The following is an 18,223-nucleotide window of genomic DNA, read 5'->3' on the forward strand; positions in this document are numbered from 1 at the left end:
CTTCCGGATTTTCGGAAGGTTTTTTATTTTTGAACTATGAATACAGCACAGTTTTATCCTTTACTGTTACAGGCAGATAAAGTGACAATCGACAGCAGAAAAATAGGAAAGAATGATGTTTTCTTTGCCTTCTCCGGTGAAAATTTCAATGCGGCAACATTAGCAGAGAAAGCTATAGATGATGGAGCACTGGCAGTGATTGTTGAACAGGCTGAATTTGAAAATAAAAGTCGGAATATATTCTATGTTCCATCTACTTTGGAATTTTTACAGGAACTGGCTATTCATCACAGAAACCAGCTTCAGATACCTATTATAGGACTTACAGGAAGCAACGGAAAAACAACGACCAAAGAGATTATTCATGCGGTGCTTTCAGAAAAATTCAATGTTCAGTATACTTTTGGAAACCTGAATAACCATATTGGAGTTCCGCTTACCATTCTTTCCATTAAGCCGGAACATGAGATGGCTGTGATTGAAATGGGAGCTAACCATCAAAAAGAAATAGAACTTCTGTGTACCATTTCACAACCTAATTTTGGATATATTACCAACTTCGGGAAAGCTCATTTAGAAGGATTCGGAGGATTTGAAGGCGTAATTAAAGGGAAATCTGAACTCTATGATTATCTGAAAAACAACGATCAGACTATTGTTGTTAATGAAAACGACCCGATTCAGAAAGAGAAAACAGAGAACTATCCGTCTAAAATCACTTTTGGCAGTGAAAATTCAGAGTATAAGTTTGATCTAATCTCAGAAGAACATTTTGTTGGACTAGGCTACCAAGGCATGAAAGCGGTGTCAAAGCTTACCGGGGAATATAATTTTACCAATCTTTGCGCGGCTGCAAGTCTCGGATTGCATTTCGGAATCAGTTTTGAAAATATAAAGCATGCTGTTGAAAGTTATACCCCAACAAATATGCGTTCTCAGGTTGTAAAAAAAGAGGGGAAAACTTTGGTCCTGGATACTTACAATGCCAATCCCAGCTCAATGACCGCTTCCCTGAATAACTTTATCTCTTTTGAAGGCCGTAAAACAATTATTATAGGAGATATGCTTGAACTGGGCGATGAAAGTATAAAAGAACACCAGAATATCCTGGAACTCGCTCATACGTTAGGGTTTGATGAAATTATTACGGTTGGAAAAAACTTTAAGGCCACTAATTTTTCAGGAGTATCTTTCGAAAATACTGCCGAATTAATAGAATACCTTAAAGAGTACAAAATACACTCTGAAAATATCCTGTTAAAAGGATCCAGAGGAATTGCGCTGGAAAAATCTATAGAATTTATTTAATACCAATTCAGGATAAGAATGGTTTGAAGCCGGGAGCTGGAAAAGGGAAGTTTTGAAGGGAATCACTCATAAATGTGGATCTTTCTTGAGAGTAATTTGATTCAATAACGGACTTAAGTAGCTATCACTGAAAGTAGCTTCCAACTTCGTTCTTCCAGCTTCCAGCCTTTTAATTAACTTCCTTTCCAATTCAGGTTATTGATGTTGAGAATCCCAGAATTCTTTAACGATCAGCTTAATATTTTTAAAAGTGCTTGGAAAAACTTCGTTTTCAATTTGTGACGTATTTTTCCAGGCTACTTCTGTAATTCCTTCTTCTATCTGAGGTTTTGATGTATCTTCTCCATTGAAAAACATTTCAAACCAATGGGTACATTTCAGGATTTTTTCACCATTTCTTTCAATATAAATATGATAAGTGGTGTTGAGGAATCTAATCAGTTCCACCTCTCTGAGCCCGGTTTCTTCTTCAATTTCTCTTACAGCAGATTCTTCGCGGGATTCCCCTTTTTCCATTTTACCTTTCGGAAGATCCCATTTCCCTAATCTTTTGATGAAAAGAATATCTCCCTGCGGATTGTTGACAAGGCCGCCGGCTGCTTCTATAATTTTGAAAAGCCCTTGAAACTCTTTCCAGATCTCTTCTATATTCTCACCGAATACATTAAGTTCATGCACTGAAGTGTTCTCCAAAAGATCCAATGCGATCTCTAAAGTTGTGAAACTTTCATACTTGAGCTCTTTTTCAAGATTCTCAGGATGCTTAGACACTAATAATTTTTTTTCGTTCACAAAAACTTTATACATTTGTAAGAATTAAGAATTTAAATACAAAAATAAAAAATGAATTTAGAAGGACGAAAAATTATTGTCAATAAATCATCAAAGGAGTTGTCAGAATTATTAAAAACACCTGAGAACTATAAAGATTTTATGCCGGACGGTCTTCAGAAGTTTGAAACAAGAGACAACGGATTTAAATTCGGTCTTCAGGGAATGCCTGAAATCGCTTTGAAAATAGATGAAGTGACTGACCAGAAAGCAGTTTTGAAGTCGGCAAGTTCAAGCTTAGACTTTTCTTTAACAGCAACTTTGAATCCTATTAGTGAAAACCAGACTGAGGTTCAGATGCTTTTTGAAGGAAAGTTCAATCCTTTTATTAAAATGATGGTGGAAAAACCATTACAGAACTTTATCAATACGCTTACCGATAAGATCGAGGCTTATAAATAAAAACTAAAAACCTTCAATGCTGGAGGTTTTTTTTATGCTGTTATTCCTGAACTGTGATCAGCAGTACTTCCGGTTGCAGAAGATAAAACATTGACTTCGTTATTCATCCTTAAAACACCCATGAAAGCAAAGATAAGAGCCTCTTTATATTCAATGATTTCTTTTTCAGGGATAATAATCTCAGATTTTGTTTTTGCCTTTATTTTTTCAATTAAAAACGTATTGTAGGCACCTCCTCCGGTAACGAGAATATTTTTTATAGTGCTTTCGTTGATGACTGCGGCAATTTGTAAGGCAGCATGCTCGGTAAATGTAGCCAATGCATCTGAAACATCAATGGATTCCAAAGCAGGAAATATATACTCATAACACCATTCTATTCCCAAAGATTTTGGGTGGGGTTGCTGATAGAAATCTAAAGTATTGAGCTGGCTTAACAGTGGTTCGCTGATTACCCCTTTTCTGGCAAGATCTCCGTTTTCGTCAAAATGTTTGCCTGATTTTTGTGCCAGTCGGTTTAAAACGATGTTAACCGGTGCAATGTCAAACGCAATCCTTTTGCCGTTTTTCTGAAGAGAAATATTGGAAAATCCCCCTAAATTAAGGCAGGCATCGTATTCTGAAAACAGCAGATGATCTCCGATCGGAACTAAAGGAGCACCATTTCCTTCCATAAGTACATCCTGACTTCTGAAATCATAAATAACAGGAAGTTCTGTTTCTATTTTAATGGCTCTGCCGTCTCCGATCTGAAGGGTAAATTTCTTTTGAGGCTGGTGGAAAACAGTGTGTCCATGTGATGCGATCAGGCTGATGTTGTCAAGTTGATTTTTTTCTATGAACTCTTTAACCAGTCTGCCAATATAAAAACCGTATTCCGAATGCAGTTCAAGAAGATCTTCGGAAGATAGATGAACTGAATTTCTGAGTTTTTCTTCCCATTCTGAAGAGTAAGGAAACGTTTTAGCGTTTAGAATATGGAAGGCCCAGCTGCTGTCTTTCTTTTCAAAAGAAGCAAAACAGATATCCAGACCATCCAGACTGGTTCCCGACATTAACCCGATAGCCTGTACCTTCATTACTGTGGTGTTTTTTTATCTTCAGATAGTCTTTTGGAGCTGAAATTCCCTGAATTATTGTAGAACGTGTATTCGGAGAAATCGTCTTTGGCGGTCATTCCATTGGCGCCTACCAGGGTAGAACCGTCTTCCATCGTTACATACACGGTATCTTTGGTGTAAATTCTGTTTTTTTTCTGATCCCAGAAAATACTCTGCATGGCAAACTTTTGGCCTTCGTTGGTAGTGATTTTTACATTGCCTTTAGCTTCATAGAATTTTTTGTATTCAAAAATGCGGGCAAATTTTGCAGTGATTTTCCCCGGAATTTTGGGTTTCTTTTTATCGAAGAATTCTATCTCAATTCCTTTCCTCGCTACAGTATACGGGCTGTCGATAAGCTCGTATTTTTCAATGATCGGTGCTTTAGCTTTTAATACAATAAAACCCGAATCCCGCTGTATAATATTAGCCTTCTTGATAATCTGTGAAGGGAAATTTTTGCTGTCTTTTCCGTTAAGCTTTGTAAGATCTTCTTCACAGGACGTCAATATAAAAAATATAGCACAACTAAAAAGGCATGCTATATTTTTATATGATATTTTGTATGAAAAATTCATTTTAGTTATACAGATTCTTTCTGAACCATTTATCAGCAAAATTGAAACCGACTCTCAGATTGATGTAATTCTGGTTGATCAGGTTATTTTTAAGCGTTCCTCTTTTACCCAGTTCAAGACCCAGTTCAAGACCGCTCATTCTTGTAATACTACTTGTTTTGAATGGAAGTACAACCCCTCCGGAAATCCCGAATTTATTAATGCTGTTGCCATCTAATTTCAGATTGCCTCTTTCATAGAACGCTCCATATCGGTAGATCACTCTGGAGAAATAATTTCTGAAATTGTTATAGTTCGGAAGGTACCATCCTCCTGCAGAAATCCTGTAGGTATCCTGGAAATCAAATGTTTTTCCGAAGTAAGAAATATCTTCTCCTTTTTTATAATCAATCTGACCGGAGAAGAACCAGTGGTTTTCACTTCCGTAACCTACCCCAATTGAAGCCTGCAATGGAAGAAGGTTTTTAGAACTGGTGCTTTTCTGTTCAATAATACTTACATTATCTTTTGTTGTCTGGGCTAAATCAGTATATCGGTAAGTACTGTTAGTATAATCAGTAGTTGTATTACGGGTGTTCCCAAAAGTAGCTGTGGCTCCGATGGTGAACTTTTTATCGGTACGGGTATTCAGGGTTTGGTAGCTTCCACCTAAGGTAAAGTTGAAGTTTTTGATACTGTTTTTGGTCTCATAACCGTTAATCAGATCGGCATTGGATGATGTAAATTCATTAAGGTCATAAAGGTTACCAAAATAAAGATTCGCTCTTAAACCTACTGCAAACTGCTGGTTGATCTTATAAGATACTGCTGCCTGAGCTGTATTTAATGTTCCACTTCCTTTAAAACGGTTTCCATATATTACTTTTGTCCCGTCTTCTAAAGTTAAAGTCTCGGTATTTAAAATTTCATAACTTTTGGAACTGTATGGCTGATAAGAAATTCCCATTTTTACCTTTGAAGACAAAGGAAAAGCCAGTGCAATGTTAGAAAGATACGTAGAATGTTTGGTAGACTTCGTATCGTTATAGTTGGTTTTGAAATAATTGTTTTCGTTGGTTGCTTCCAGTCTGATGCTTGTAAGCTCGAAATTAGAGTTGTTTGCAGGGTTTGCAAAGTTGAAACTGCTGGTGAAATCACTGATATAAGCAGTAGATATACCGCCCATAGAGGCAGTTTCAATCGTATTATCATATTTAACATCTCCGATCCCGTAAGTGGCATAAGGTGAGTTACTTATGCTCTGTGCATTCAGGAAGTATCCAGCTGATATGAATGATACTACAAAGATTTTTTTCATTCTTTATTTTTAAAACAATGCGCAAATATCTTAAATATTAATGAATTGTAAAAATTATATGTGGTTAAAGTTTGTTAAGGGCATCAGGGAAGCCGGAAAGTTGATGAATATTGAATAATTGATGGTGAATGGTAAATAGTCTATCAGTTTCATAGTAGATTTTTACCGCTTGGCAAAATTCACATTCACATTTTAATTCTATATTCTCCTCCAGATTTTTTATCTTTGGGACATGAATTGGGAGAACATTGCCGGGCAGCAGAACCTGAAACAGCTTCTTAAAGAAAGCATTGCCGAAAACAGAGTGAGCCATGCCCAGCTTTTTGTAGGAAAAGAGGGATATGGAACATTTCCTATGGTATTAGCCTATGCCAAAGAGATCCTGAGCAGAGAAAATGAACATGCCGCATCAAAAGTGGAGCACTTGAATCACCTTGATCTGCATTTCAGTTTTCCGGTTTTTACGGATAATAAAAATTCCTTGAGTAAAAATAAATTCGAAGAGTTCAGGGAAATGATTATGGCTTCTCCTTATTCCAGCTATGATGACTGGACTGCTTTTCTGGAGTCTGAAAACAAGCAGCTTTTTATTTCTGCAGATGAGATAGATGACCAGAACCAAAAGTTTGCCTTAAAGAGTTTTGAAGGCGGAACCAAAATCCTGGTTGTATGGAGAGCTGATAAAATGAACATAGCAGCATCAAATAAATTTTTAAAATTTCTGGAAGAACCTCCGGCGAAAACCATTATCCTTCTTACAGCAGAAAGCACTAACGATATTCTTCCTACCATTCTTTCAAGAACCCAGGTAGTAGAGATTCCGAGGATTGAGGATGAAGATCTTGAAGTTTTTCTTAAAAAGAACTTTACATTGGCTGATGATAAAGTACGGGAAATTGTTCATGAAGCACAGGGAAATCTTAATGATGCTGTAAAGCTTCTGAATTCCGGACACAAGTCGGATGAATTCGAAAAACTGTTTGTACAGTGGGTGCGTGATGCATTTATGGTGAAAAAGAAACCTCAGTTTCTTAAGAGTATTATCTTCTGGGCAAGAGAAATTGCAGGCTGGAACAGAGAAAAGCAAAAGAATTTTTTGAATTACTGTTCCGAGATTTTCAGATTGGCTTTGCTTCAGAATTATCAGTCGGAAAGTCTGGTGTATAAAAAGATCAATGCCGATGGATTCAACTGGGCAGGATTTTCAAAATTCATCAGTGGGGCCAATATCGAAAGCATTCTGGAAGAAATCAATACAGCAGATCTCCATCTTACCAGAAACGGAAATCCTAAGATTGTCTGGACAGATCTTGGAATAAAACTATCAAGATATATCCATAAAAGTGCATAAAATAAAAACTCCGGAAATTTTCCGGAGTTTTGCTTATCTATAAATTTTTTAATGAGTTCTGGAATTCCTGAAGTTCTTTTTCCATAAAATCGGGATCGTTAAGCTGTTTCCGCATAGATTTTATATTACCGATAGTACTTTCCAAAGCTATCCTGAACCATGGAAATTCCTGGCTTAAAGAAGTAAGCTTTGCCAGGGCTCTCAAGGGATTTTCAGTTTGTGACAACTGTACAGCATGTTCATATCTGAAAACAGGGCAGTAATAATATTCTTCCGCGACATAGTCCCAGGCATCATTGTCAGCTTCTGTATTCATCAGGTAAAGCATGGCAAAAATAGAAGAGTCAGTGTAGCCTTCAGAGAATCTGAAACAATCGAAAACAGATTCCGTATCATTTTGTTGTATTTTTTTGTCCATTACTTCATGAAAAAGCTGATGAGAAAGCTCTTTTTCGAAATGATTTCCTATGATGTGGAGCACAGTTGCATATTCCACTTTTACAGAGCTGTCTTCAGGGTGATTCCGATAGGCTGTTTCAATATATTCCTTTGCCGTAGGATTATCCAGCAATACCCGGTGAAGTTTTGAAAGCGAAACCAGTTCTTCTTTGGTAAAATCTCTTTTATCAGACATGTTTTGCTCAAAGTAGGAGAGTGCTTTTTTAGGATAGCGGTCTTTTACAAATCTTTCAATGACCTGCCACGACTCAAGTTTTTCAAATTGAGACTGATCCCAAAAGCGATAGAATAATGACATGCGGTCCCATTTTGACTGGATACTCATCCATTCCTGGAATAGGTCTCCGTAAGCCTGATAAGCAGTAAGGGAATTACCTTTGTCATCTTCAATTTGAATGTTGATATCAATACCGGGATCAGAATGAAATCTTTTGAATGCTTCTTTAATTTCAAGATCAAAGCGATTTCCCTCTTCATGAAATTGAGGAGCTGTCTCTTCCGGTCTGATATTTGTCTCTTCAATTAAGTTGACTGCTTCTTCTTCCGGTAATGCAGTGATCACTTCCTCCGGAGAGTCATTTTTAATAGTTACTTCATTGGTCTGATTTTTTTTCTTCCTCTTAAAAAGGAAATCAAATAGGCCCATACATTTAGTTTTTTGTAAATATAAATTAAATCTACATTAAAAAATCAATCAATCGTTTGATTTTATAAAAATCTTGTGTACATTTGCGCCTTGAAAAAATGGAAGTGATATGATTTCAAAAGAAGAAAATATATTATTCGCCGCAGAAAAGCTCTTTGCAGAAAAAGGTTTCGATGGAACTTCAACCCGGGAAATCTCAAAGGCAGCCAATGTGAACATCTCTATGATCTCTTACTATTTCGGATCAAAAGAAAAATTATACGAAAAACTTGTTGAATACAGAATGAATGAAGGTCAGTTCTTCTCAAAAGACCTGTTGGAAAGAACAGATATCAATGAATGGCAGAAGATCGAAAGAATTGTAGACCAGTTTTCAGGAAGGGTAAGACACCACAAATGCTTTTACAGGATTATGCAACGGGAGCAGCTTCATACCAAAAACCCACAGATTATAGAATTTCTGAAGCAGACAAAAATGGGATTTCTTTCCATGTATTCTCAGGTTCTTGAAAGTGGGCTGAAGAAGGGCATCTTTACGAAAAACCCTCCTATTTATCTGCTTCATTCTACCATAAGCGGAACTTTATTCTATGCATCCAATGCTAAAGAAATGTATAAAGAATTCTTGAATGATACGGAAGAAGACGAGATTTTCGAAGAAAAATACTACACAGAACTTAATAAACACATTAAATATTTACTAAAAGACCTTTTAGGTTATGAAGAGAATAAATAACTCGGTTATGGCACTCTCCCTGTTAATGGGACTTACCGCCATTCATGCTCAGGAGAAGAAACAGCTCAGCCTTGATGAGGCCGTACAGCTGGGAATCCAGAACAGCAAGAGCTTAAAGATTGATGCCGCTAAAATTGAAGAAGCAACGGCAGATCTTTTGGAAGCAAAAAACAGACAGCTTCCTGAATTGAAAGTTTCAGGCAGCTATATGTATCTTCCTACAAAACCAACGGTTGACCTGAAGATTTCAACAGGTTCAGGAGGTTCAGGAGGACCGGAAGTGCATCAGGTTGCTTATGCATCGGCTAATCTTAGCGTTCCGATCTACAGCGGAGGAAGAATTAAATATGGGATCCAGTCTGCGAAATATCTGGTGGAAGCCTCGAAATTAAGTACAGAGAACGATAAAATTGCCATTGCTTACAATGTTGCTCAGGCCTATAACAATTTGTTTAAAGCCAACCAGTCTATCAAAGTTTTAGAGGAAAATCTTACCGCTTCTCAAAAAAGAGATGAAACTTTCCTTAAAATGGAAAATAATGGAATTATTGCAAGAAATGACCGTTTGAAAGCGAACCTGCAGACCTCCAACATTGAACTTCAGTTACTGGAAGCAAAGAACAACTATAATATTGCCAATATCAATATGGATCTGTTATTAGGACTTCCTGAAACAACAGAAATTGAAGTGGACCAGAACTATATTGAAGAAGGGAATGAAGTAAAACCTGTCAGCTTCTATGTAAATGAAGCGAGAGAAAACCGTAAGGATCTTCAGGCTTTGACACAGCAGAGAAAAGCAGCCGAATTGGGAACGAAAGCCGCAAAAGCTGAAAATCTTCCGTCAATTGCTTTCACAGGAGGTTATGTGGCAGCGGATATTCCTAAGTTTCTTACTGTATATAATGCAGTGAATGTAGGAGTCGGAGTTTCATACAATTTATCCAATATCTGGAAAGAAAATTCATCCCTGAAACAGTCAAAAGCAAGAGAAATGCAATTGGCAGCCACCGATGAATTACTGAATGACAACATTAAACTTGACGTTAACAGAGAATATCAGAATACCGATTTTTCTAAAAAGAGAATCACCGTTTTTGAAAAATCTGCTGAGCAGGCTAATGAAAACTACAGAATCACTAAGAATAAATATGATAACGGGCTTGCGACCATGACGGAACTTCTAGACGCAGATGCCGCTCAGATTGCCGCCAATGTGGGCGTTATCAATGCTAAGGCAGATGCTGCCCTAGCTTACAGAAAACTATTACAGACAACAGGAACTTTAACAATTAAATAATCAGATCGAAACCAAAATGGAAAATAATAATACACAGGCAGCTGAACCTAAAAAGAAAAAAAGTTTAGTCTTTCCTATCATCTTAGCAGCTGTAGTAATCGGTGGAGGGATCTATGGTTACAGAGCTTATACTTACGGACAGTACCATGAAGAAACGGATGATGCTCAGATCACGTCCAATATGGCCCCGGTAATTTCTAAAATCTCAGGATATGTTGCTGAGGTAAAGGTAAAAGACAATCAGTTCGTTAAAAAAGGAGATACTCTGGTCATTCTGGATAACAGAGATCAGAAAATGGCTTTGGAACAGGCTCAGGCAGCTTTATCTACAGCAAAAAGTAATATCTCCAATGCAGAAGCAACAACTACTGCTACCTCTAAAAATATCAACAGTTCACAGGCCGCTGTAGCAACAGCAAACGCACAGATTGAAGCTGCAAAAGTAAATGTTTGGAAAACCTCACAGGATTTAAAAAGATATGCCAATCTGGTGAAAGATCATTCTATCACGGAGCAGCAGTATGAGCAGGCTTTAGCGGCAAAACAATCTGCGGATAAGCAGCTTCAGGTTTTGGTAGATCAAAGAAATCAGATTGCTCAGCAGACGACGATTGCTTCTTCTCAAACTGCAGCAAGCTCACAGCAGATCGGTGTTGCCAGTTCTGTAGCAAAACAGAGAGAAGTAGACGTAGAAAATGCTAAACTCAATCTGTCATATACTGTAATTCTGGCTCCGGAAGACGGATATGTAGGAAAAGTTCCTACCCAGGCAGGACAATACCTTCAGACAGGAGCTCAGCTTTTTGCTTTGGTTAAAAATGACCAAAAATGGGTGGTAGCCAACTTCAAAGAAACCCAGGTTGATAAAATGGTAGAAGGACAGAAGGTGAAAATTGAAATTGATGCTTTCCCAGATAAAGAATTCGAAGGTGTGGTAAGCTCATTTTCTCCAGCAACAGGAGCAACATTTTCCATTCTTCCTCCTGACAACGCGAGTGGTAACTTCGTGAAAGTAGTTCAGCGTCTTCCTGTAAAAATCGACTTTGTAAATCTTGACAAGTCCATTGCAAAACGATTGAGAACGGGAATGAATGTGAAGGCAGAGGTTTCGCTTAAATAATACTTAAAATTGTAAACAGGTCCATTAGTTTTACTGTCAATAGTGTTTTTTTACAGCTTGTATTAAAATTTACCATTCACTTGCGCAGTAAAATTCACCATTGACTTTTTTACATTGTAAAAAAACTTATGCAAGAATCATTAGTAGAATATGGAGCACGGAGAGTGATCATTACGATTACGGCAATCCTCTGTGCTTTGCTTGAAATTGTGGACTCCACAATCGTCAATGTTGCATTGAATGAGATGAAGGGGAATCTTGGAGCCACACTTTCTGAAGTAGGCTGGGTAATTACAGCTTACGCAATAGGTAACGTAATTATCGTACCGATGACGAGCTGGCTTTCACAGCAGTTCGGACGTAGAAACTACTTTGCAGCTTCCATCATTATATTTACGGTATTTTCATTTTTATGCGGAAATGCTACCAATATATGGGAACTTGTATTTTTCAGACTGATGCAGGGAATCGGAGGGGGAGCTCTTCTGGTAACTTCACAGACGATTATTACAGAATCTTATCCGGTCGAGAAAAGAAGTATGGCCCAGGCCATCTATGGATTAGGGGTAATTATCGGGCCAACTTTAGGACCGCCACTAGGTGGATATATCGTAGATAATTATAGCTGGCCGTATATCTTTTATATTAATATTCCAATTGGGATTGCGGCAACCTTAATGACACTTCAGTTCGTAAGAAGTCCGAAATATGCAGAAAAACGTAAAGTTTCGGATGTCGACTGGATCGGGATTGCTTTATTGGCCGTAACAGTAGGTTCATTACAGTTCATTCTGGAAAGAGGTCATGAAGAAGACTGGTTTGAAAGCGGAATGATTGTAGCTTTTACGGTAGCAGCTATTCTAGGATTCATTCTTTTCCTCTGGAGGGAGCTTACCTTTAAATATCCGATTGTGGAACTCAGGGTACTGAAAAATGGGAACCTGAGGATTGGAACGGTTATGTCATTTGTTTTAGGATTCGGATTATATGGTTCTACCTTTATTGTTCCGTTGTATACCCAGAGTATTTTGGGATGGACGGCGCTTCAGTCGGGTGCATTGATGATTCCGGCAGCATTGACAACCGCTTTCATGATGCCGATCATCGGAAAATTGTTGACGAAAGGAGCTAAACAACAGATTCTGGTATCCCTCGGATTGTTTATTTTCTTTGTTTACAGTTTCTGGGGGTATAAAATCCTGACACCGGATACCAGCAAGGATGCATTCTTCTGGATGCTGATTGTAAGGGGCGCAGGTTTGGGACTTTTGTTCATCCCGATCACTTCATTGTCACTGAGTACACTGAAAGGTCAGGAGATTGGACAAGGGGCAGCCTTTACGGGAATGATGAGGCAGCTGGGAGGATCTTTCGGAATTGCAGCCATTACCACTTTCATTGCCAATGCAGGCCAGAAATACAGGAATAATTTGATTTCCCATTTAGATGAGAATAGTTTTGAAGTTCAGCAAAGGCTGGCCGCATTAAAAGCTAATTTCATTGCAAAAGGGATGACACCAGATGCTGCAATGAATGCCGCTTATAAAATGCTGGATCTTTCCGTAACAAAGCAGGCAACGGTGCTTTCCTATATGGATGTCTTCCTCTATCTGGGAGTGATATTCCTGGTCTGTATTCCGTTTATTCTTTTCATTAAAGAAAGAAAAAGCAAAGAGAAAATAGATCTGAGTGAAGCGATGCACTAATTAAAATATATAAAACCTCCGGAACTGCCGGAGGTTTTTTTGTGTTTACATCATTGGATTTCTGCTGTCCACTCGGCTCCACTGATGTCAATCAGTTTTACGTTATGAATTTCTTCTTTTCTTAGGTCATCAGCTTTAATTAGAATATCTGCCTTAGCACCGAGAGGAATAATCATACTATGTTTTCCCGGTTTTACTTTGGCTACATAATGATTTTTGATATTTTCTTTCGGAAACTTTGAAAGATCAGCCTGCTTCAATTCTTTTAATATTTCTCCGTTTTTATCCAGAATCTGAATCCCGATAAGGAAAGATCCGTACACATCAACTCCTTCTGTTCGGTATATTTCAAATTGCAGATGCTGATGATGAAAAGATACATTGGAAATCTCAACCTTAGGCTTTACCGATTTATTGTGAAGCTTTCCCCAGACTCCACCATGGAAATACTGGTTGGTATACAACGTTAATCCAAAGATGAGTGCCGAGCCTGCCAATACAAGTGTTTTAGGCTTTGATAGAGGAAGACTGCCGGAACCCAGGCATAAGAACCATTTTTTATGGGTAAACTTCCTGTTTTTCTTTATGAAGTAATGATCCAGAGAATAAGAGCTGCTTCCGGAAAGAAAGAGGACAAATCCGCCTGCAATTCCTAAGACTCCAATCTGCCATTCGTCAAGGCAGGTAGTCCCAATCCAGCCGGAGCCGAGAAGGATTCCCAGAGCCAGGCTGAAAATTCCAATACTCATCAGTCTCGTAAAAAGTCCCAGAATAATAAATAATCCCACAACAGCCTCAACGATGGTAAAGATCATCATCGATCTCTGCAAGGCATCCGGATGGGTCACGAGATATTCTATGAGAGGTTTAATTCCTAAAGCATTAGGCAGGAAATGATTGAATTTTTCACCGATGTATCCGTTTTCATCAGGATTTAATTTGTTTTCCAGGATAAGTCTTCTCCAGAATGCTGAGAAGTAAGTCCATCCGATCACAAGACGGAGGGACAAGGTATATAGACCTGCCAGATCGAAAGACCGGCTGTCTGCTGTATGTTTCATTGTATTTTATGTATTGAAAGATTGATAGTAAAATAGGGTCAAAAAAATGATCTACCCCAGATGTAACTTCAGTCTTTTAAATAAAATATATTTGGGAGGACTGTTTCCTGAAACCTTTCCTGAATAAGAGCTGAAACGGTCCGCATCGTCAATAAAGAATGATAATCTGTCTGATGGAAGAGAAAATTCTCTGTTTTGATGCTTACGGTTGGTTTTAGAAACAGAAGATTTTGGTGTTGAATTTTCTGTCGTTCCGTTACAGGAAAGTACTGATCCGAAAGTTATTTTTACTTTGTTTAAGCCACTGATATACTGGATATCCAAAATACTGAGCACATCCCGTTTCACAGAACACGGGGATAATGAAAACACCAGAATAAGCATAGTAAGGAATGCTTTATAGGTTTTCATATGAATTCTGGCTGCCGGCATACTACAAAACTACACTTTATTTTAAATATTGACTGATCAATTTCAAAAATTCATTCTGCTGATCTACAAACAGGTAATGAGAACAATTATCTATGGCTGTAAAGTGATCATTTCCTGCAAGGTTTTTGATGTCATTAAGCTGTTTTTCTGAGAATATTCCGTCATTTTTACCATATACCGCATAAATTGGAATTCCTTTTTTTTTAATAGCATTTAAAGCTGAGGTATTATCCAGATTGTTCAACGGTTCATTTTTGTAAAACTTTACGGGTGACTCGTTGTTTCTGATATTTGCTGCGTAAAATTCACCATTTTCATAGGCTTTTCTCAGATTCTGACTTTCAGCAGTAGGAGAGGGCATGGTAAAGAAGTGCATTTCACTGGCCAGTTCGTAACATCTTTTACGGTAATCAGCAGAATTTTTGCTCATACTCTCAATATCTGCAATTTTTTTCAGTTGTGACGGATCATTTTTAAACGTTTCTTTTCCTTGTTTTAAAATATGATTGTACGTTTCCTGCTGAGTAAATAACGCACCCGCAAGAACTAAAGAACTAACTTTTTCAGGATAATGTCTGGTAAATAAGGTTCCGATGATTCCTCCAAAGCTGTGAGCCAGGATTGAAGTTTTTTTGAGGTGATACGTCCGGTAGATCCGGTTCAGGTCTTTAAAGCTTTCCCTGAAAGTCATTGTTGCGGTGCTGTCTTTAGAACGTCCTTCTCCGCGCCTGTCATAAACAATTACATAAAATCCTTTGTCAGCCAGACTCTGGGCGGTTGTTCCTTCAAATAAGGTTGCGTTTCCGCTTGGGCCTCCGTGAATAAAAATAATCGCAGGATTTTTCTGATTCCCATACGCTTTGGAATAGATATTCTGTGCAGAGAAGAAAATGGAAAACAGAGAAAAAATGAGGGCTTTCAATAGTTTCATGATCCTGATTTTAGGATCTCAAAACTAATGAATATTCCAAAAGAAATGGTCATAGTATGATCTGAATTCTGATTAAATGATAAAAATTAAAACCCCTACTGACTAACAGTTGTCAATGTGGTGTCTTATCTTTATACTCTGAAAAGTTTTAAATAGAGATTAACGATTATTATAAAGATCATGAGCACCAATAATTTTGACGAGATCATAAAACGCTCTTTACACATCAGAGAAGAGTATCATAAACTTGAAATAAAAAGCCTGAGAACAAAATGGACCCTGGAAGAAGATACCTTAGCCTATCTTACAGATGCAGGGCTCATCGGAAGAGATATCATGTCTCATCAGAAAAGATGGCTGAAAAAAGATTCAGCAGAAGAACTTGAACATAAATTAGCAGAAAATATCTGGTGGCTGATCGTTCTGGCAGACCGTACAGGAATTGATATGAAAGAAGCCCTGGAAAAATTCTTAACAAAAACAGAAAATATATTTCAATGAGTTATTGCTTAGCTATATCCGGAATGCAGCCCGAAAGCAGAAAAGAACTGCATAAGAACTACCACGACAATTATTACGGGTTCCCGATTCACGATGACAATGAATTATTTGGAAGGCTGATCCTGGAAATCAATCAGGCAGGATTAAGCTGGGAAACAGTACTGAAAAAAGAAGAAAGCTTCAGAAAAGCCTACAGCAATTTTAATATCCGGGAAATCGCGTCTTATACGGAAGAAGACCGAGAAAGACTTCTGAATGATCCGGGGATTATCAGAAACAGACTGAAAGTGAACGCCGCAATTGAAAACTCCAAAACCATTCTGGAACTGCAGAATGAATTCGGCTCATTTGAAAAATGGCTGGATCATCATCACCCCAAAAACCTTCAGGAATGGATGAAACTCTTTAAGAAGACTTTCAAGTTCACAGGAGGTGAAATTGTGAATGAATTTCTGATGAGTACCGGATATCTGAAAGGAGCACATCATGAAACATGTCCTATACATGCTAAAGTTTTGGAACATAAACCCTTGTGGAAAAGTACGGAGGAAGGCTAAAATGATGAGGTAAAAGTTTCGGTTTCAGGGAGCGGCGGCGGAGCCGCCGCTCCCTGAAACCGAAACTGCAGTTTATAAAAAGAAGGTATTCTATCGTAAGCTTCGTACTGAAACATCAGGTTTTTCACCCTGAGGAACAATAAAAATAGCATCATCATTGATGGTATCTCCAGAATCGAAATAATAACTTCCTGTTACCGGAATGGTACTGGTTATATATTTACCGGATTTATCATAAGCAGAATAAGTTACATTAATGAGCTGGGTTTTCATTCTCAGCTGGATCTTTTTAGAGGTCAGTTTTGCTCCCGTAGCATTAATGCAGTTTATTTCTACGATGCCGGTATCCGTTTACGATCTGGGGATAAGAAGAGAGCCTGATATTGTAAGATTTATCTGTTGAGTTCTTTACAGATGCAGAAACCTTATAACGGTCATAGGGCTTTCCGCCTGCCTGTGTGCTTTCTTTGTTGAGAATAGAGAAAGTAACCTTCATACCGTTTACGTCTACTGTTTCGCCGTCAGAGATCTTTTGGGCATTCGTATAAATTCCGCAGCATAAAGCAGCTGTCGTACAGATAAAAAAAAAACAGTTTTTTCATAATATCATATTTTATGGGTGATAATTATTAAATTTATAAAAAAAACCATTTATAATATTGAAAAATAAAATAATTATATAAAATATAATAAAATATTAAAATAATTTATTGTTTTCCCTGTTTTTCATTTTTATGTCACAATAAATCCCCTGTAGTACTAAAAGTATAAACCTGAAGTAAAAGGATTATTTGGTGTTTAAAAGATTTTTGGAAGGTCCCGGACACGAATAACTTCCACTCTTCCTCTTCCTGCTTTCCTTTTTTTATATTTTTTGAACAATCCGTTTGTGTTGTTTTCCCCATTTTTCAAGTTCAAGAATAATGTTTTTAAGTTGATAACCGATCTCTGTAAGTTCATATTCCACGCGGGGAGGGACTTCAGCATAAACCGTTCGGGTAATGATCTTCTCTTCTTCCAGTCTGCGGAGCTGAAGCGTGAGCATGCGTTCCGTGATATTAGGAAGACATTTCTTCAGTTCCCCGAATCTGAGTTTTCCGTTGATGAGGTAACAGCAGATTGCCAGAGACCATTGGCCGCCGATCAGGTTGGAGGCATATACTTCAGGGCATTCATCGGCAAGTGCCTTTTTATTGGCAAAATTGGTGGAGGTTTCTTTTATTTTAGTCATTACTTACATTTTTTATAGTACCCTACAATTGGTTGCTAATGTACGAAATGTAAGTTATGTATATTAATTTTGTATCAGAAATCGAATTAAAAAAATGAAAACATTAGTAATTGTCATCCATCCGGATATGGAGAAATCAATGATCAATAAAAGATGGATAGAAGAATTAAAAAAATATCCTGAAAAATATACGGTTCACGCACTGTATGAAGAATATGCCGATGAAAAAATTGATGCCGCCCGAGAACAGCATTTAATGGAGGCCTATGATAAAATAGTTTTTCAGTTTCCTTTTTACTGGTTCAGCAGCCCTCCGCTTCTGAAGAAATGGCTGGACGAAGTACTCTTATACGGCTGGGCCTACGGAAGTAAAAGCGGCTATAAACTTGGAGGTAAGAAAATGTCGCTGGCTGTTTCCGCAGGAATTGATGAGGAAGGATATAGTGCTTCAGGAAAATACAAATATACCATGAACGAGCTTTTCCGGCCTTATGAGCTGACTTTTGATTATATAAAAGCAGATTATAAAGAACCTTTTGTATACTACGGAATAGAAAATGATCCTTCAGAAGAATGGGTTGAAAAAAGTGTTCCTATGTATCTGGAATTTTTAGATACACTATAGCATAAAATCATTTTTATATCACTCTATAAACTCTTATTAACTATTGGATAT

Annotated in this window: 21 protein-coding genes; 10 read left to right on the top strand and 11 right to left on the bottom strand. The window is 37.7% G+C overall.

Annotation, left to right across the window (positions count from 1 at the left end; genetic code table 11):
• The first annotated feature begins 36 nt into the window (after positions 1 to 36).
• Positions 37 to 1,308: a UDP-N-acetylmuramoyl-tripeptide--D-alanyl-D-alanine ligase gene (murF, locus tag J2Y40_RS01280; RefSeq protein WP_153394272.1), complete on the top strand. Its 1,272-nt coding sequence runs from the start codon at positions 37 to 39 to the stop codon at positions 1,306 to 1,308.
• 195 nt (positions 1,309 to 1,503) lie between these two features.
• Here murF and J2Y40_RS01285 read toward each other — a convergent pair whose 3' ends face one another.
• The gene (locus tag J2Y40_RS01285; protein WP_153394270.1) at positions 1,504 to 2,115 is read right to left on the bottom strand and encodes an NUDIX hydrolase; all 612 of its coding nucleotides are present in this window, start codon (positions 2,113 to 2,115) and stop codon (positions 1,504 to 1,506) included.
• Positions 2,116 to 2,151: 36 nt separating this feature from the next.
• On the opposite strand from J2Y40_RS01285, the gene J2Y40_RS01290 reads away from it, so the two are divergent.
• Positions 2,152 to 2,541, top strand: a complete 390-nt coding sequence (locus J2Y40_RS01290; RefSeq protein ID WP_129055476.1) for an SRPBCC family protein — start codon at positions 2,152 to 2,154, stop codon at positions 2,539 to 2,541.
• 32 nt (positions 2,542 to 2,573) lie between these two features.
• Here the strand turns inward: J2Y40_RS01290 and J2Y40_RS01295 are convergent, their stop codons facing one another.
• Genes J2Y40_RS01295 through J2Y40_RS01305 form a run of 3 tightly spaced genes read right to left on the bottom strand, consistent with a single transcriptional unit; the run spans position 2,574 to position 5,516 of the window.
• Positions 2,574 to 3,620, bottom strand: coding sequence for an anhydro-N-acetylmuramic acid kinase (locus tag J2Y40_RS01295; RefSeq protein WP_309996044.1), 1,047 nt, complete (start codon positions 3,618 to 3,620; stop codon positions 2,574 to 2,576).
• The gene (lptC, locus tag J2Y40_RS01300; RefSeq protein WP_153394266.1) at positions 3,620 to 4,219 is read right to left on the bottom strand and encodes an LPS export ABC transporter periplasmic protein LptC; all 600 of its coding nucleotides are present in this window, start codon (positions 4,217 to 4,219) and stop codon (positions 3,620 to 3,622) included. The genes J2Y40_RS01295 and lptC overlap by 1 nt, the downstream gene beginning before the upstream one ends.
• A gap of 1 nt (position 4,220) precedes the next feature.
• Positions 4,221 to 5,516 (bottom strand): hypothetical protein, encoded by a 1,296-nt coding sequence (locus tag J2Y40_RS01305; RefSeq protein WP_309996047.1) that lies wholly within the window; start codon positions 5,514 to 5,516, stop codon positions 4,221 to 4,223.
• A 232-nt stretch (positions 5,517 to 5,748) separates the two neighbouring features.
• Between J2Y40_RS01305 and J2Y40_RS01310 the strand changes: the two genes are divergently transcribed.
• On the top strand, positions 5,749 to 6,867 hold the full coding sequence (locus J2Y40_RS01310) for a DNA polymerase III subunit delta' (protein WP_309996050.1): 1,119 nt from the start codon (positions 5,749 to 5,751) through the stop codon (positions 6,865 to 6,867).
• Between the two features lie 37 nt (positions 6,868 to 6,904).
• On the opposite strand, the gene J2Y40_RS01315 is transcribed toward J2Y40_RS01310, so the two are convergent.
• On the bottom strand, positions 6,905 to 7,972 hold the full coding sequence (locus tag J2Y40_RS01315; RefSeq protein ID WP_309996053.1) for a hypothetical protein: 1,068 nt from the start codon (positions 7,970 to 7,972) through the stop codon (positions 6,905 to 6,907).
• Between the two features lie 109 nt (positions 7,973 to 8,081).
• Here J2Y40_RS01315 and J2Y40_RS01320 point away from each other — a divergent pair, with 109 nt between their 5' ends.
• The 4 genes from J2Y40_RS01320 (at position 8,082) to J2Y40_RS01335 (ending at position 12,834) form a co-directional block, all read left to right on the top strand.
• Positions 8,082 to 8,708 carry a TetR/AcrR family transcriptional regulator gene (locus J2Y40_RS01320; protein WP_153394258.1) on the top strand — a complete coding sequence of 209 codons (627 nt, stop codon included), beginning with the start codon at positions 8,082 to 8,084 and terminating at the stop codon, positions 8,706 to 8,708.
• Positions 8,692 to 10,008: a TolC family protein gene (locus J2Y40_RS01325; RefSeq protein ID WP_153394256.1), complete on the top strand. Its 1,317-nt coding sequence runs from the start codon at positions 8,692 to 8,694 to the stop codon at positions 10,006 to 10,008. Before J2Y40_RS01320 ends, J2Y40_RS01325 begins: the two co-directional genes overlap by 17 nt.
• A 16-nt stretch (positions 10,009 to 10,024) precedes the next feature.
• A complete protein-coding gene (locus J2Y40_RS01330; protein ID WP_153394255.1) occupies positions 10,025 to 11,128 on the top strand; it encodes an HlyD family secretion protein in 1,104 nt (367 codons plus the stop codon).
• A 128-nt stretch (positions 11,129 to 11,256) separates the two neighbouring features.
• Positions 11,257 to 12,834 carry a DHA2 family efflux MFS transporter permease subunit gene (locus tag J2Y40_RS01335; protein ID WP_153394253.1) on the top strand — a complete coding sequence of 526 codons (1,578 nt, stop codon included), beginning with the start codon at positions 11,257 to 11,259 and terminating at the stop codon, positions 12,832 to 12,834.
• 50 nt (positions 12,835 to 12,884) lie between these two features.
• Here J2Y40_RS01335 and J2Y40_RS01340 read toward each other — a convergent pair whose 3' ends face one another.
• The 3 genes from J2Y40_RS01340 to J2Y40_RS01350 are packed head-to-tail and all read right to left on the bottom strand — an operon-like array spanning position 12,885 to position 15,258.
• Positions 12,885 to 13,895 carry a TQO small subunit DoxD gene (locus tag J2Y40_RS01340; protein ID WP_309996061.1) on the bottom strand — a complete coding sequence of 337 codons (1,011 nt, stop codon included), beginning with the start codon at positions 13,893 to 13,895 and terminating at the stop codon, positions 12,885 to 12,887.
• 51 nt (positions 13,896 to 13,946) lie between these two features.
• Complete coding sequence (locus J2Y40_RS01345) at positions 13,947 to 14,306, bottom strand: hypothetical protein (RefSeq protein WP_309996064.1); 360 nt, start codon at positions 14,304 to 14,306, stop codon at positions 13,947 to 13,949.
• A 37-nt stretch (positions 14,307 to 14,343) separates the two neighbouring features.
• Complete coding sequence (locus J2Y40_RS01350; RefSeq protein ID WP_153394247.1) at positions 14,344 to 15,258, bottom strand: alpha/beta hydrolase; 915 nt, start codon at positions 15,256 to 15,258, stop codon at positions 14,344 to 14,346.
• A 180-nt stretch (positions 15,259 to 15,438) separates the two neighbouring features.
• Here J2Y40_RS01350 and J2Y40_RS01355 point away from each other — a divergent pair, with 180 nt between their 5' ends.
• Together J2Y40_RS01355 and J2Y40_RS01360 are read left to right on the top strand one after the other, a co-directional pair.
• Positions 15,439 to 15,759 (top strand): MazG-like protein, encoded by a 321-nt coding sequence (locus J2Y40_RS01355; RefSeq protein ID WP_153394245.1) that lies wholly within the window; start codon positions 15,439 to 15,441, stop codon positions 15,757 to 15,759.
• Positions 15,756 to 16,316, top strand: coding sequence for a DNA-3-methyladenine glycosylase I (locus J2Y40_RS01360; RefSeq protein WP_309996069.1), 561 nt, complete (start codon positions 15,756 to 15,758; stop codon positions 16,314 to 16,316). The genes J2Y40_RS01355 and J2Y40_RS01360 overlap by 4 nt, the downstream gene beginning before the upstream one ends.
• Before the next feature lie 90 nt (positions 16,317 to 16,406).
• Here J2Y40_RS01360 and J2Y40_RS01365 read toward each other — a convergent pair whose 3' ends face one another.
• The 3 genes from J2Y40_RS01365 to J2Y40_RS01375 form a co-directional block, all read right to left on the bottom strand.
• A complete protein-coding gene (locus J2Y40_RS01365) occupies positions 16,407 to 16,589 on the bottom strand; it encodes a hypothetical protein (RefSeq protein WP_309996072.1) in 183 nt (60 codons plus the stop codon).
• Between the two features lie 43 nt (positions 16,590 to 16,632).
• Positions 16,633 to 16,812 carry a hypothetical protein gene (locus J2Y40_RS01370; RefSeq protein WP_309996075.1) on the bottom strand — a complete coding sequence of 60 codons (180 nt, stop codon included), beginning with the start codon at positions 16,810 to 16,812 and terminating at the stop codon, positions 16,633 to 16,635.
• A gap of 369 nt (positions 16,813 to 17,181) precedes the next feature.
• On the bottom strand, positions 17,182 to 17,547 hold the full coding sequence (locus J2Y40_RS01375) for a helix-turn-helix domain-containing protein (protein WP_153394239.1): 366 nt from the start codon (positions 17,545 to 17,547) through the stop codon (positions 17,182 to 17,184).
• 94 nt (positions 17,548 to 17,641) lie between these two features.
• Here J2Y40_RS01375 and J2Y40_RS01380 point away from each other — a divergent pair, with 94 nt between their 5' ends.
• Entirely contained in the window at positions 17,642 to 18,172 is a 531-nt protein-coding gene (locus J2Y40_RS01380; RefSeq protein ID WP_309996080.1) for an NAD(P)H-dependent oxidoreductase, read from the top strand.
• The last annotated feature ends 51 nt before the right edge of the window (positions 18,173 to 18,223 follow it).

The sequence above is a fragment of the Chryseobacterium sp. 2987 genome (assembly GCF_031456375.1).
GTDB lineage: Bacteria > Bacteroidota > Bacteroidia > Flavobacteriales > Weeksellaceae > Chryseobacterium > Chryseobacterium vaccae.

Coding starts and splice junctions, on each gene's coding strand:
- J2Y40_RS01315 (WP_309996053.1), bottom strand. CDS start 7,972: ATGGGCCTATTTGATTTCCTTTTTAAGAGGAAGAAAAAAAATCAGACC.
- J2Y40_RS01285 (WP_153394270.1), bottom strand. CDS start 2,115: ATGTATAAAGTTTTTGTGAACGAAAAAAAATTATTAGTGTCTAAGCAT.
- J2Y40_RS01345 (WP_309996064.1), bottom strand. CDS start 14,306: ATGAAAACCTATAAAGCATTCCTTACTATGCTTATTCTGGTGTTTTCA.
- J2Y40_RS01335 (WP_153394253.1), top strand. CDS start 11,257: ATGCAAGAATCATTAGTAGAATATGGAGCACGGAGAGTGATCATTACG.
- J2Y40_RS01310 (WP_309996050.1), top strand. CDS start 5,749: ATGAATTGGGAGAACATTGCCGGGCAGCAGAACCTGAAACAGCTTCTT.
- J2Y40_RS01305 (WP_309996047.1), bottom strand. CDS start 5,516: ATGAAAAAAATCTTTGTAGTATCATTCATATCAGCTGGATACTTCCTG.
- J2Y40_RS01340 (WP_309996061.1), bottom strand. CDS start 13,895: ATGAAACATACAGCAGACAGCCGGTCTTTCGATCTGGCAGGTCTATAT.
- J2Y40_RS01375 (WP_153394239.1), bottom strand. CDS start 17,547: ATGACTAAAATAAAAGAAACCTCCACCAATTTTGCCAATAAAAAGGCA.
- J2Y40_RS01330 (WP_153394255.1), top strand. CDS start 10,025: ATGGAAAATAATAATACACAGGCAGCTGAACCTAAAAAGAAAAAAAGT.
- murF (WP_153394272.1), top strand. CDS start 37: ATGAATACAGCACAGTTTTATCCTTTACTGTTACAGGCAGATAAAGTG.
- J2Y40_RS01365 (WP_309996072.1), bottom strand. CDS start 16,589: ATGAAAACCCAGCTCATTAATGTAACTTATTCTGCTTATGATAAATCC.
- J2Y40_RS01360 (WP_309996069.1), top strand. CDS start 15,756: ATGAGTTATTGCTTAGCTATATCCGGAATGCAGCCCGAAAGCAGAAAA.
- J2Y40_RS01355 (WP_153394245.1), top strand. CDS start 15,439: ATGAGCACCAATAATTTTGACGAGATCATAAAACGCTCTTTACACATC.
- J2Y40_RS01325 (WP_153394256.1), top strand. CDS start 8,692: ATGAAGAGAATAAATAACTCGGTTATGGCACTCTCCCTGTTAATGGGA.
- lptC (WP_153394266.1), bottom strand. CDS start 4,219: ATGAATTTTTCATACAAAATATCATATAAAAATATAGCATGCCTTTTT.
- J2Y40_RS01370 (WP_309996075.1), bottom strand. CDS start 16,812: ATGAAGGTTACTTTCTCTATTCTCAACAAAGAAAGCACACAGGCAGGC.
- J2Y40_RS01295 (WP_309996044.1), bottom strand. CDS start 3,620: ATGAAGGTACAGGCTATCGGGTTAATGTCGGGAACCAGTCTGGATGGT.
- J2Y40_RS01350 (WP_153394247.1), bottom strand. CDS start 15,258: ATGAAACTATTGAAAGCCCTCATTTTTTCTCTGTTTTCCATTTTCTTC.
- J2Y40_RS01290 (WP_129055476.1), top strand. CDS start 2,152: ATGAATTTAGAAGGACGAAAAATTATTGTCAATAAATCATCAAAGGAG.
- J2Y40_RS01320 (WP_153394258.1), top strand. CDS start 8,082: ATGATTTCAAAAGAAGAAAATATATTATTCGCCGCAGAAAAGCTCTTT.
- J2Y40_RS01380 (WP_309996080.1), top strand. CDS start 17,642: ATGAAAACATTAGTAATTGTCATCCATCCGGATATGGAGAAATCAATG.